General features: G+C 63.5%; 8 protein-coding genes. 4 read left to right on the top strand and 4 right to left on the bottom strand.

Annotated elements, in window-relative coordinates; genetic code table 11:
- The first annotated feature begins 215 nt into the window (after nucleotides 1–215).
- The 4 genes from pheS (at nucleotide 216) to pabB (ending at nucleotide 7,192) form a co-directional block, all read left to right on the top strand.
- Nucleotides 216–1,259, top strand: coding sequence for a phenylalanine--tRNA ligase subunit alpha (gene pheS / locus ACQ1RG_RS15200; RefSeq protein ID WP_430600228.1), 1,044 nt, complete (start codon nucleotides 216–218; stop codon nucleotides 1,257–1,259).
- A 3-nt stretch (nucleotides 1,260–1,262) separates the two neighbouring features.
- A complete protein-coding gene (pheT, locus tag ACQ1RG_RS15195) occupies nucleotides 1,263–3,839 on the top strand; it encodes a phenylalanine--tRNA ligase subunit beta (RefSeq protein ID WP_430600227.1) in 2,577 nt (858 codons plus the stop codon).
- Between the two features lie 79 nt (nucleotides 3,840–3,918).
- Nucleotides 3,919–4,800 (top strand): SDR family NAD(P)-dependent oxidoreductase, encoded by an 882-nt coding sequence (locus ACQ1RG_RS15190; protein WP_430600226.1) that lies wholly within the window; start codon nucleotides 3,919–3,921, stop codon nucleotides 4,798–4,800.
- A 13-nt stretch (nucleotides 4,801–4,813) separates the two neighbouring features.
- A complete protein-coding gene (pabB, locus tag ACQ1RG_RS15185) occupies nucleotides 4,814–7,192 on the top strand; it encodes an aminodeoxychorismate synthase component I (protein ID WP_430600225.1) in 2,379 nt (792 codons plus the stop codon).
- A 518-nt stretch (nucleotides 7,193–7,710) separates the two neighbouring features.
- Here the strand turns inward: pabB and ACQ1RG_RS15180 are convergent.
- The 4 genes from ACQ1RG_RS15180 to ACQ1RG_RS15165 all read right to left on the bottom strand — a co-directional run bounded on the left by ACQ1RG_RS15180 (nucleotide 7,711) and on the right by ACQ1RG_RS15165 (nucleotide 12,570).
- Nucleotides 7,711–8,745 (bottom strand): IS30 family transposase, encoded by a 1,035-nt coding sequence (locus ACQ1RG_RS15180; protein WP_009381402.1) that lies wholly within the window; start codon nucleotides 8,743–8,745, stop codon nucleotides 7,711–7,713.
- A gap of 16 nt (nucleotides 8,746–8,761) precedes the next feature.
- Nucleotides 8,762–9,115, bottom strand: a complete 354-nt coding sequence (locus tag ACQ1RG_RS15175) for a hypothetical protein (protein ID WP_430600224.1) — start codon at nucleotides 9,113–9,115, stop codon at nucleotides 8,762–8,764.
- A gap of 591 nt (nucleotides 9,116–9,706) precedes the next feature.
- The gene (locus ACQ1RG_RS15170) at nucleotides 9,707–10,993 is read right to left on the bottom strand and encodes an ISL3 family transposase (RefSeq protein ID WP_430600222.1); all 1,287 of its coding nucleotides are present in this window, start codon (nucleotides 10,991–10,993) and stop codon (nucleotides 9,707–9,709) included.
- 395 nt (nucleotides 10,994–11,388) lie between these two features.
- Nucleotides 11,389–12,570, bottom strand: coding sequence for a sodium:solute symporter family transporter (locus tag ACQ1RG_RS15165; protein ID WP_430600221.1), 1,182 nt, complete (start codon nucleotides 12,568–12,570; stop codon nucleotides 11,389–11,391).
- Between the last annotated feature and the right edge of the window lie 156 nt (nucleotides 12,571–12,726).

Here is a 12,726-nt window from a genome sequence, read left to right as displayed (position 1 = left end):
CAAGGGCACTGACTTCTCGATCACAGGGACTGAGCGGACGAACGCTCCGTACGGTCACCTCGGCGAGGTGGACCCGGAACTCCGCCATCGTCCCCGACCGCCACCCGGACGACCGCCCGACCACGAGTCCCCGAGACGATAGACTGATCTGCGGCAGAGAGGCATTCGAATGACCAGTCGAATGCCGAGATCACAGCAGTCGACAAAGGACTTCGATGACAGACCAGCTCGACCCCTTGGACGAGTCAGCCGTGCAGGCTGCCGTGGATACGGCGCTGCAGGCGTTCGCGGACGCCCGCACCCTTGATGACCTCAAGGCGGCGAAGATCGACTTCATGGGCGACAAGGCCCCGCTGGCACTGGCGAACCGGGCGATCGGCGGACTCGACAAGGCCGACAAGGCCGCCGCCGGCAAGATCGTCGGCAAGTCCCGCGGACTGGTGAAGAAGGCCCACGACGAACGCCTGGCCGAGCTCGAAGCCGAACGCGACGCCGCCGTCCTCATCGAGGAGTCCATCGACGTCACCCTCCCGTCCGACCGTCGCGGCCTCGGCGCTCGCCACCCGCTCTCCCTCATCCAGGAGCAGGCGGCGGACTACTTCATCGGCCTCGGCTGGGAGGTCGCCGAAGGACCCGAGATCGAAGCCGAATGGCTCAACTTCGATGCGCTCAACTTCGGCCCCGACCATCCGGCCCGGCAGATGCAGGACACGTTCTTCGTCGACCCGCCCGAAGCCGGCCTCGTCTTGCGCACCCACACCTCACCCGTGCAGTCGCGGTCCCTGCTCGAACGCGGCGTGCCCCTCTACGTCGTGTGCCCCGGCAAGACGTTCCGCACCGACGAGCTCGACGCCACCCACACCCCGGTCTTCCACCAGATCGAAGGCATCGCCATCGACAAGGGCCTGACCATGGCGAACCTCCAGGGCACCCTCGACGGCTTCGCCCGCGAGATGTTCGGACCCGAGTCGCGGACCCGCCTGCGCCCGAGCTTCTTCCCGTTCACCGAACCGAGCGCGGAGATGGACTTCTGGTTCCCCAACAAGGTCGGCGGGCCGGGCTGGATCGAATGGGGCGGCTGCGGCATGGTCCACCCCAATGTGCTCCGCGCCGCCGGCATCGACCCCGAGGTCTACCAGGGCTTCGCCTTCGGCATGGGCATCGAGCGCACGCTCATGCTCCGCGAGGGCATCAATGACATGCACGACATGGTCGAAGGCGATGTGCGCTTCTCGGCCCGTTTCGGAATGAAGGCTTGATACATGCGCGTCCCACTCTCCTGGCTGGCTGACTACGTCGACTACCCGGCCGACACCGACCCGCACGCCCTCGCCGCGCAGTTCGCCGCGATCGGACTCGAAGAGGAGGATTTCTTCGGCGCCGAGGTGTCCGGACCCCTCGTCGTCGGCCGTGTCCTCGAGCTGACCAAAGAAGAGCACAAGAACGGCAAGACCGTGAACTGGTGCCGCGTCGACGTCGGACCCGAGCACAACGAGGCCGCCGACGACCCGAAGGACCCGCAGCCCGGTGAGGAGCGTCCGAGCCGCGGCATCATCTGCGGTGCCCACAACTTCGCACCCGGCGACCTCGTCGTCGTGTGCCTGCCCGGCGCCGTCCTGCCCGGTGACTTCCACATCGCCGCCCGCAAGACCTACGGTCACACCTCGGATGGGATGATCTGCTCGACCGCTGAGCTCGGCCTCGGTGACGATCACGGCGGCATCATCGTGCTCACCGACTTCGGTCTCACCGGTGAGCCCGGCGACGACGCGATCGCCCTCCTCGGTCTCGACGACGTCACCCTCGACGTCAACGTCACCCCCGACCGCGGCTATCAGCTCTCGATGCGCGGCATCGCCCGTGAGTACGCCCAGATGAAGGGCCAGACCTTCACCGATTTCGGCAGCCCGGCAGTCGCCGAGGTGAACGCCCCCACCGCTGACGGCTTCCCTGTCGTCATCGACGACGTCCGTCCCATCGACGGCGTGCCCGGCTGCGATGTCTTCACCGCGCTCCAGGTCACCGGCATCGACCCGACCCGGACGACCCCGTACTGGATGCGCCACCGCCTCCTCGAGGCGGGCATGCGCCCGATCAGCCTCACCGTCGACATCACGAACTACGTCATGCTCGAACTCGGGCAGCCGCTGCACGCCTACGACACGGCGCTGCTCGGTGAGGAGATCGTCGTCCGTCGCGCCGAGGCGGGGGAGACGTTCACGACTCTCGATGACATCGAGCGCACCCTCGACGCCGAGGACCTCCTCATCACCGACCGCAGCCCGGACGGGTCGTCGAAGATCATCGGCCTCGCCGGAGTCATGGGCGGCGCCGCCGTCGAGGTCAGCGACCAGACGACCGACGTCGTCATCGAGGCCGCTCACTTCGACCCGATCTCGATCGCACGCACCTCGCGCCGGCACAAGCTCTCCTCGGAGGCCTCGCGTCGCTTCGAACGCGGTGTCGACCCGATGCTCGGACCGGTCGCGGCCAGGCGCTGCGCGGATCTCCTCGTCGAACTCGCCGGCGGCACGCTCAGTGCCGCGACCACGCAGATCGGTGAGGCCCCGGCCCCGACGGTCACCGACCTCGCCGTGGATCGGGTGTCCTCGGTCGTCGGTGTCGACTACACCCCCGCCGAGGTGGTGTCCCTCCTCGAGGGCATCGGCGCCGACGTCGACGACCTCGGTGACGGAGTCCTGCGCGTCACGGTGCCGAGCTGGCGTCCCGACCTCACCGCGGACATCGACCTCGTCGAGGAGGTCGCCCGCACCGGCGGCTACGACCGGATTCCCTCCATTCAGCCGGCCGCCCGTGCCGGTTCCGGACTCACCGAAGCGCAGCGGGCCCGGCGGCGGATCTCGAACCTGCTCACCGCGGACGGGTTCACGGAGGTCTACAGCTACCCGTTCACCTCGGCGAAGCGCGATGACGACCTGCGGCTCGAGTCCGACGATCCGCGCCGCCAGCACATCCGGCTCGCGAACCCGATGTCCGAGGATCTGCCGCTCATGCGCACGACCCTGCTCTCGACGCTGCTCGATGTCGCGGTGCGCAACTTCGGTCGCGGAGCCAAAGATGTCGCGCTCTTCGAAGCCGGGCTCGTCTCGACCGCGGAGGGTCTGCCGGGCAAGCCTGGACCGCGGTTCCTGCCGGGCTACCATCCCACCGAGGCTGAGCTCGAGGAGATCTACGCCTCGGTGCCGGCCCAGCCGTATCATTTCGCCGGTGTCGTCGCCGGTCACGTCGAGTTCCCCGGCCTTTGGGGCAAGGGCCGTCGCGCGGAGGCGACCGACGTTATCGACATGGTCCGCCGGATCGCTGCGATCAGCGGTGTCGGTGTGAGCGTCGCAGCCGAACGGGGTGCCCCGTGGCATCCGGGTCGGGCGGCGACGTTCATGCTCGCCGACGGTGAGGTGCTCGGTTACGCCGGCGAGCTGCACCCGAAGGTGTGCGAGAACCTCGGACTGCCGGCCCGCACGGTCGCCTTCGAGATCGACCTCGACGCCCTGCTTGCCCAGGCTGACCTGCGGACCTGGGACGGCGCCCTGTCGACGTACCCGGTGTCCCGTCAGGATGTCGCGGTCGTCGTCGATGTGGATCTGCCCGCGCAGACGCTCGAGGCGACCCTCGTCGAGGGAGCGGGTGCGGATCTCGAGGGCATCGAGATCTTCGACCTCTACACCGGCGACCAGCTGCCCGAGGGCAAGAAGTCGCTCGCGTTCCGTCTGACCTTCCGGGCGCCGGATCGCACGCTCAAGGCCGATGAGGCCTCGGCGATGCGTGAGGCGGCGACGGCCTTGGCCGCCGAACGCCACGGAGCGGTCGTCCGAGGCTGACCCGTCCGCGTGCCGTCCGGCCTGCTGGGTCGGCCGGCTGACCTGTCCGATCGACCGCTGACCCTGAGGAGTCCCGACCATGAGTGAGAAGCTTCCCTACGGCACGCACCTGCCTGCCGGTGACGGTGCCGCCGAGGCGACAGCGGTCCCGGCGGAGACGATCGCGCTCATCACCGGTGGGGCACGGGGCATCGGTCGGCACCTCGCCGAGGCGTTCGCCCGTGCCGGGTACCGTGTCGTCGTCACAGCCACCTCGGCGATCAAGGCCCGGGAGGCCGCCGCCGAGATTGCGGAGGCGACCGGTCGGAAGGCGACCGGATTCGGGCTCACCGTCGATGATGCGGCATCCGTGGCCGAGCTCAAGGCCGCGGTGACCGGGCTGGAGGCGGAGACCGGGCAGCGGCTGCAGGTGCTGGTCAACAATGCCGGGCGCATCGAGTCGACGGAGGGACCGTTGTGGGACGCCGACCCGGAGAGCCTCGCGGGGGTCGTCGGGGCGAACGTCCTCGGTGTCGCGCTCATGGTCAACGCGTTCGCGCCCGTCCTCATCGCCGCCGCCGAGGCGACCGGGCGTCCCAGCCGCATCATCGACCTCAACTCGGGGTCGGGGGCGACGGGAACGCCAGCGTACGCGGTGTATTCGGCGTCGAAGGCGTCGCTGTTCCGGATCGCCGATTCCGTCGTCCACTTCGGACACGATCAGGGTCTGCGGATCTTCGAGATGGCGCCCGGCGTCGTCGAGACCGCGATGACGAAGTCGATGCCCGTCCACGACTTCCGTACCGAGGGCGACTGGACGACACCGGAGCAGGTCACGGGTTTGGCCTTGGCTTTGGCGTCGGGGTCGCTCGATGCGTTCACTGGCCGGTACATCCGTGCCGGTGCCGACACCGAAGAGTCCCTCCGCGCCGAGGCGGCGGCAGGTCTCGCGGATTCGACCCGTCGGCTCGTGCTCGGCTGACCTGGCTCCACCCGTGACCGCAGAGACCGAGTCGACCGCAGTGACCACGCCGACCGCAGCGACCACAGTGTCCGCGCCGGCCGCAGTGACCGCACCGACCGCAGTGGCCGCGTCGACTGCGCCGCAGCCGGCTTCTCGGGGCGCGTCTCAGCAACCCTCCGGTCGCTCAGCAACCCTGCGCCAGGTTGCTCAGGGCCCGGAAAGTAGCTCAAAACGGGTGCGAACGCTGCTCATCGACAACGCTGACTCGTTCACGTTCAATCTCTTCCATCTCCTCGCCGAGGTGAATGGCTGCGAGCCGGTCGTCGTGCCCAATGATTGGGCTGAGTATTCGTCGGCGGTTCTCGACGAGTTCGACAATGTCGTCATCTCGCCGGGGCCCGGGACGCCGGTGGTGCCGGCAGACTTCGGGATCTGTGCGGATGTCATTTCGCGCGCGGAGATCCCGGTGCTCGGTGTGTGCCTCGGTCATCAGGGGATCGCCTACGTCCACGGCGGGACGATCGCGCACGCACCCGAGCCTCGGCATGGGCGGGTCTCCGAGATTTCGCACTCAGGGACGGGTCTGTTCGAGGGGCTGCCGTCGCCGTTCGTGGCCGCGCGGTATCACTCGTTGGTTGTTGCTGAGCTGCCGGACGACCTTGAGCCGACTGCGTGGTCGGATGACGGTGTGCTCATGGGGCTCGCGCATAAAACGCGGCCGCAGTGGGGTGTGCAGTTCCATCCGGAGTCGATCGCGACAGAGCACGCGGCCGAGTTGCTGCGGAACTTTCGGCGGATGACTGAGGAGTGGTTGGCTGGGCAGGATTCGCCGCGCGCCAGTCGACAGAGCCTGTCGGATGATTTTCGTCCGGCTTCCGGAGAGCGCTTCATTCGCAACGAAGAGGTCGAGGACGTTGCTGGCGGCGTCGGCGACTCGGCAGTCCACGAGCAGCGGATGGTGACCCTGCATGTGCGCAAGTTGTCGATGAATGCCTCGTCTTCCGACGTCTTTACCGCACTATTCGCCGATAAGCCTGAAGCGGTGTGGCTTGACGGCAACATGCCGGGGCATCCGGATTCGCGATTTTCGACCATGGGTGCGCCAACCGGGCCGCTGAGTCGAGTGGTCACAGCAGACGTCCCCACGGGGACGGTTGAGGTGAGGTCAACCGACGAGACGGTGACTCTTCACTCCGGGTTCTTTGATTGGCTCAACGCTGACCTCCAAGCGACTGAGCTGGTGCAATCGCCGAAGGTTGCCGAGCTGCCATTCGCTTTCCGTCTGGGGTGGGTCGGATATCTCGGCTACGAGCTCAAAGCCGAGGTCGGTTCGCCGGGGAAGCACGCGTCCGAGCAACCGGATGCGCTGATGATGTTCTTGGACAGGGCGCTGGTCGTCGATCATGAACAAGGGAGTGTCTATCTCCTGGCGCTCAGCAGCGAAGGCGTGACTGAGGATGAGTGTGGAGCGTGGTTCGACGAGACCACTCGCCGGATCGATGCGATCGAGCCAGATCTGGACACGGCTAAGCCAGACTCCAGGGCGGTAGGACCAGCAGTACGCAGCCGTGAACCGGAAACGCTGACGGACTTTCCTCCGGAGCTGCAAGCACGGCATTCGCGTTCTGAGTATCTCGACCTCATTGCGGAAGCAAAGCGGCTGATCAACGACGGTGAGACGTACGAAGTATGTCTGACCAATATGTTGGAGATGCCGTGGACTCGAGACGCGCTGGAGACTTACGGGAATCTGAGACGAGACAACCCAACGCCGTTCGGAGCATTCCTCAAGTCGCCCAAGGTGAACGTACTCAGTACGTCGCCGGAGCGGTTTGTGAAGATCTCGGCGGGTGGCGTGGCAGAGTCGAAGCCGATCAAGGGCACGCGACCGCGGGGGAGTACCCCCGAGGAAGACGAAGCACTGAAGGCTGACCTGCATTCGTCGGTGAAGGATCGTTCGGAGAATCTCATGATCGTCGATCTCGTCCGTCACGATCTCGGCGTCACAGCTGAAATCGGCTCGGTCGAGGCCACAAAGCTCTTCGACGTCGAGACTTATGCGACGGTCCACCAGCTCGTCTCGACGATTCGATCCCAGTTGCGAGACACCGCGACATCCGTGGAGTGCATCCGAGCAGCATTCCCACCTGGATCTATGACTGGCGCGCCCAAGCAGCGCACAATGTCGATCATCGATGACCTCGAGCAGGGCCCCCGCGGTGTCTACAGCGGAGCCGTCGGCTTCTTCTCCCTCGACGGTGCCGTCGACCTCAGCGTGCTCATCCGCACTTCGGTATTGTCCGATGATCAACTCACCTATGGCGTAGGAGGAGCTATTGTGATACTTTCAAATTCATCCGATGAGTTTCGAGAAACGATTATTAAAACAAAGTCAATCGCGACAAGTTGATACATATTTCAAAAGTCTGAGGGCGTTTGGGTTATTTTCTTTTGAGTGATTGGATCAAATTCTCCAAGTCATTAATGTCCGACTGAGTGATTTTTGCGTCGCCGGGGCGGTGAACGATGCTATTTCGAAGTCGGAGGAGATGGCGAAACTCAATTTCATCATTATCCGAAATCAAGTCTCGACTGCTTAGGCGAGATATCGCGTCGCCTAAACTGGACGCATTCAACCCTGAAGACGGAGAAGCCTTTGCAATTCTCCCGAGTTCATGTTCTGCCGTTTGCCATTTATCCATAAAAGTATTCGAAAGCTCCAAAAATGAAGGTCCTGAACTGGAGCGAAATGCGTAGAGGTCGCGGTCAGAAATCAATCCGGATTGAAATCCTATTATTTGGGATTGTAGACGCGCTCGAGATGCAGCTCTGAATATCAAAAATGACAGCATATAGCAGCTAGAGAAAATCAGAGCGAAAGTGACCAGGAGGGATACTGTGTATGCATCTGCGGGGAACAGGGCGATGTCAAGGCGTCGAAGCAACATGGGGCTCGCCGGCGAGCAGTCGAGCGAATGCCTCGGTGGGCGTGAGATAGCCCAGTCGGCGGCGGGGTCGATTGTTGATCTCCTCGGCGATGGTGGTGAGGTAGGGCTGGTGATCGGGGATCACCGTGCCCTTGGGCAGATACTCCCGGTAGAGCCGGTTCGTGTTCTCGTTGCTGGGCCTCTGCCAGGGCGAGTGGGGATCGGCGAAGTAGACCGGCATCGCCGTGGCCAGGGAGACCTTCGCGTGCTGGGCCATCTCGCTGCCCTGGTCCCACGCCAACGATGCCTTCATCATCTCGGGCAGGTCGTTGAAAAACTCGATGACCGCGTCAGCGGTTGGCTCGGCGTGTTTCGAGGGCAGGGCCAGCAGCCCGGTGAACCCGCTCATCCGCTCCACCAGCGTCGCCGCGCACGAGGTGCCGTTCTTCCCGATGATCAGGTCACCCTCCCAGTGCCCCGGCACCCGACGCTGGGCGGCGTCCTCACCTCGCTCCGCGATCGGGACCATACCTACGATTGGGCCACCGCGCGTCCGCCCGGTCGTACGTGGTCGGCGCTTGGTCCGCTTGGACTGCAGGAAGATGCCCTTGCGGGCGAGCTCACCCTTCGGGATTGCGTAGATGTACTGGTAGATAGCCTCACCGGAGACGGTTCGGCCGCGTGCGTCAGGAGAGTTCGCCATGCGTTCAACGGTCGGGTCTGTCGCCTCCAGACGCAACCGGCCCGCTATCTCGTTCGGCGTCCAGGACGCGGCCAGGTCGGCGTCCACCCTCGCCTGCAGCACCGGATCCCCCGCGACCTTCCGCTGCTGCGGGCGAGCTCGCCGACGCTGCGCTCTGACGTCTGCGGTCACGGCCTGGTAGCCGCGGGTCTTCGTCGAGTTCCGGTGAAGCTCCCGCGAGATCACCGACGGGCAACGCCCCAGGTGACGGGCGATCCTCCGCACCGACCAGCCCGCTTTCGAGGCCGCCGAGATCTCCGACCTGTCGCTGAACGACAACCCCACCCGCGCCATCTGCACACTCCACCGATCAGACCCCCGCCGACCGGGAGTGTTGCTTCGACGCTATGACACCACCCAGGTAGTATGCGGCGGTCAATCCTACCGCAATTACTGCTTGAAATACCGAAATAGATAGTAGCATCAATGAATACCGTCGCATTCGACGGAAATTGGTATCTTGAAATGATGTGCTCAATTCAAGAAGATTGGCAAGAGTGGCGCTATTGCGGCCGACTTCTTCAACACGTAAAACATCGGGTGGGCCAATTCGCTTCAAATCTGATTTAAGCAGGATTTCGAGGATGCGGTCTCTATAATTCGTTACAATTTCATCTAGTGTCGCCTGGGCGGCAGGGGTTAGTCGGTCATTGTTGAGGTCCATCTAGATCTCCTGCCAGTTCGAATTGCTGCTGATCTTTGTCTTCTTCGGCAAAATATATGATCCGAGATTTAAGCAAGCGCCCAAGACGAACGATGCCGTTGTTACGGCTACACTAAATGTAGTGCCAGTGACATTGTGAAATGCGGTCGTAGCAACCGAGTAAAATATTCCGGAACCACTGATTAGCGATGCGCCCAATACATTCATTACAATAGCGATTGTAGAAACCGATTTTACTTGGGTAATTGGTCGTTGGATGGCTCTCGCTGCTCGTCGGACCATCGAATTGGTAAATTGCTGTTCATTTAGATCTGAGTCTCGATGTTCGGCTTCTAGGCGCTCTGTCTCGGCTAGAAGTTTTTTGCCGTATATCTCCAGTTGTAGCTGGAGCTCAGTCGACGCGGCGATTGGAAGAACACTCGAACCTTGAACTTCAACGGAAATCATGTCAAGGTTCAGGTTATTTGTCGTAGAGGGGCGCTTGCTATGGTCTTCGTCGCCGTCACAGTCCAATGCGTCCTCCCTCAACTTCGATGTGTCGGTTAGCGGCTCTTCGCGGTTCGTGGTGAATGACCCTGTTGGGGCGGGTATTCACGCTACGGTTTTCGCGGCGCTGGCCAGCAGGATACGCATCCGGTAGTTCTCCGCGTTTCGGAAGCCGCGGCCGGTGCGTTTGATGTTCTTGATGCCGGTGTTCGCGGCCTCGACTCGGGCGGTGGTCGCGCCGGTGACGATGAGGACCTCGATCGCGTCCCACCAGGTCACGATGGTGTCGTAGAGCTTGGTCGCCTCGGGCATATTCGCGATCTGGGAGAAGTAGCCCATCCGCATCCGTTCGTCCCAGGCCTGGGCGAGGGTGTCGGTATCCAGGAGGCGGCGGAGCTGCTCTTTGATGCCCCAAGCGGCGGAGAGCTCGTCGGTGGGATCATCGGTGCGGAACACCGTCTCCAACCGCTCCCAGGCACGCGGGCTCAGGGTGTCAGCGCCGCGCAGCAACAGCATCCGGTGCGCCCAAGCCGGGTCATCCTTCCGGCCCCGACGACCGCGATGAGTGCGAGCCAGGCGTTGCCGCACGGCGGTGACCATGTCGTTCCCGAGCTTGACGAGGTGGAACTTGTCAACCGAGACCGCAGCACGGGGCAGGTAGGTCCGCAGTGCCTTGCGGAACGCGGCCGACGGGTCGATCGCAACGATCTCGATCCGCTCCCGCCAGGCGTCCGAACGCTGGGCCAGCCAGTCCCCGACGGCGGTGGAGTCCCGGCCGTCGACGACGCCGAGGACCTGCCCGGTGGTCAGGTCGACCAGGGTCGTCATCCATGGCTCGAACCGTCTCCAGGCACCTTCATCGGTGCGGAACCAGCGCACCGAACGGTAGCGGTGCTCATCGATGCCCAGGCGCGTCACGGGCACGTCCTCGGCGGCGGGGAGGACCACGGCGGCCGCCGCCAGCGCTGCCTGGACCAGCCACCACGAGACGCCATGGGCCCGGGCGACCTCGGAGGCAGCCCGGCCCGAGGTGATCACCGCGGAGACGACCTGATCCCGCAACCGGGTCGTCGAACGCGCACGGTAAGGGACCTGGTCGGTGGCTTCCCAGAACGTGCCCCGGGCGCAGGCCGGCTCGAGGCAGAACCAGCGCCGCTTGGCCCACACCACCTCCACCGCCCCGGCCACGGGGACGTCGCGCACCTTCTGGGACCGGCGGGAGTGGACCTTGGTCGCGAGCACCCCGCAGGACGGACATCCGGGCGGGACGGTCGAGGCGATCACCACTCGACGGCCTCCGTCGGGCAGGTCGATCGCGTCTGTGACGCGGTAATCGGGCAAGTTGAAGATCGTGCTCGCAGCATCACGCTGCGAACCAGTATTCTCGTGCACAGGCTCGTGGTCCTCTGAGGTGTGGATGTCTTGACAACACCCATCACAGCAGGACCACGGGCCGTTCTACGCCAGCGACGCGACGCTCTCCTTCACCACGAGCCGCGAAGAGCCCGGTTAGCATACCCTACGACAGGCGGTCTACGCTACTGGCCATAGCCGTTGACGCTTCGATCTATTGTCAATTTGGTAGTTGACTTCGTTGAACCTACGTTTGTTCCGAGGCGACCACTCTAGAATATCTGCAACTTGTAGAGGTGTTAGGATTTGCGGTTGCAGTGCACACCAGTGGAACGATTATCCGTTCATTTTGTACCGATGTCCGGAAGGGGGAAAAGTTCGTCGAAAGTATTGGATTCCCGCAGGCCGCTCTTATGATTAACCTATCTGGTCAATTAATGGGCTTGGGTTTCGTGTCGACGGAGGCGATGTGGCACATACGCCTCCCGCTTCCCGTAGATCGTCAACGGCAGTATGTCGCGATCCGCGTGAACTGCGAGGGACCCTGTCGGCACCGAGAATACGTACCCAAGGACCACCGACGCCACGAACGCAACGATCGAGATCGCGAACGTGTTGAGGCCGACGACGTTCTGGACGTACCAGGCGAGCCCAGCCCCGAGTAGCAGGCCACACAGCACTCCGAAGGTGTTGGCCCGTTTCGTGAAGATCCCCAAGGCGAACACACCCGCGAGGGGGACGCCGAAGAGGCCGGTGATGCTGAGGAACAGATCCCACGTCTCCGCCTGATCGGTCGCGACCAGGTAGAGCGCCACAGCGACAGACGCAATCCCGACCGCAATGATGACGAACCTAGAGAATCCAACACCTGAACGCGGCTTCCCGCCTCGCGGCGGGAAGAATCGGTCGCGGATGTCGACGGTCACGCACGCCGAAATCGAGTTGAGACTCGACGAGATCGTCGACTGCGCCGCTGCGAAGATCGCCGCGATGAGCAGACCCGAGATCCCCGCCGGCAGCACCTTCACCGCGAAGTACGGCACGATCGCCGACGTATTGAAGTCGGCTGGCAACGCATCAGCATGCCGGTAGTAGCTGTAAAGCACAGTGCCGATCCCGTAGAACAGCGGAATCGTCAACAGTGCAAGGAATCTATTGACCATGAGCGACTTCGCTGTGCTCTTCGGCGAATCCGTGGTCTGATAGCGCTGCACCACATCCTGACTTGCTGTGTACTGGTGCAGATTGTTGAAGACCGACCCGAGGAAGATGATGGGGATCGCAGCAGCCGCCCCGCCGATCGTCCAGTTGTCGGCAGTGATGAACTTGCCGTCGGAAGCGGCATCAGCGGCGACAGTGGTCAGACCGCCGTCGATGGCAGCGATGCCGAAGATGAGGATGACTGCTGCGCCGACGAGGAGAATGATCGCCTGTGCAACGTCTGACCAGATCACTCCCTCCATCCCGCCGAGGAACGTGTAGATCACCGAGAGCACGCCGACGACCGCGGCAATGAGAACCGGGCTGATGTCCGTGACCGAACTGATCGCCAAGGTGGCCAGCAGATAGATGATGATCACGGCCCAATTGAGTCCGCCAAGCCCTGGAGCGTCCATGCCCCTCCTCGAAAATCGGACAGGACCCACGAAAGCGTGGGCCCTGCAACGAACACAGGAAGCGTTTCCTATGCCGAGAAGCTACCGGACGGACTCATTGGTGACAAGCAGGATTGCCTAATGGCAAGCGATTCTGTGCGTGAGGAGAGAGCGGCA

This window comes from Brevibacterium sp. K72, from assembly GCF_050562175.1.
Taxonomy (GTDB): Bacteria; Actinomycetota; Actinomycetes; order Actinomycetales; family Brevibacteriaceae; genus Brevibacterium; species Brevibacterium casei.
This window is presented reverse-complemented; position numbering and strand designations above follow the sequence as displayed.

Bases quoted from the DNA above. Each gene is read 5' to 3' on its own strand.
- pheS (WP_430600228.1), top strand. From the start codon at position 216: ATGACAGACCAGCTCGACCCCTTGGACGAGTCAGCCGTGCAGGCTGCC.
- pheT (WP_430600227.1), top strand. From the start codon at position 1,263: ATGCGCGTCCCACTCTCCTGGCTGGCTGACTACGTCGACTACCCGGCC.
- ACQ1RG_RS15190 (WP_430600226.1), top strand. From the start codon at position 3,919: ATGAGTGAGAAGCTTCCCTACGGCACGCACCTGCCTGCCGGTGACGGT.
- ACQ1RG_RS15180 (WP_009381402.1), bottom strand. From the start codon at position 8,745: ATGGCGCGGGTGGGGTTGTCGTTCAGCGACAGGTCGGAGATCTCGGCG.
- ACQ1RG_RS15175 (WP_430600224.1), bottom strand. From the start codon at position 9,115: ATGGACCTCAACAATGACCGACTAACCCCTGCCGCCCAGGCGACACTA.
- ACQ1RG_RS15165 (WP_430600221.1), bottom strand. From the start codon at position 12,570: ATGGACGCTCCAGGGCTTGGCGGACTCAATTGGGCCGTGATCATCATC.